1 protein-coding gene is annotated in these 255 nt (G+C 58.8%); it reads left to right on the top strand.

The genetic code is table 11. From position 1 onward, the window contains the following. Positions 1–255 (top strand): aldehyde dehydrogenase family protein (locus AACY45_RS29100; protein ID WP_339548916.1); only part of this gene is annotated, 255 nt, incomplete at both ends.

The raw sequence follows: 255 nt of genomic DNA, 5'->3' as shown, positions 1-255 counted from the left end.
GAGTCGATCTACGACGACTTCATGAAAGTGGTGATGAAGAAGGTCCTGCAAATCAAGCGTGGCGACCCGCTGGACACCGACACCATGGTCGGCGCCCAGGCGTCCGAGCAGCAATTCGACAAGATTCCCTCCTACCTGGAAATCGCCAAGGGCGAAGGCGCCGAGCTGCTGACCGGTGGCAAGGTGGAAAAACTCGAGGGCAACCTGGCGACCGGCTATTACATCCAGCCGACCCTGCTCAAGGGCACCAACAAA

Origin of the sequence: Pseudomonas sp. RA_35y_Pfl2_P32, from assembly GCF_963970735.1 — a bacterium.
Classification (GTDB): Bacteria; Pseudomonadota; Gammaproteobacteria; order Pseudomonadales; family Pseudomonadaceae; genus Aquipseudomonas.
This window is presented reverse-complemented; position numbering and strand designations above follow the sequence as displayed.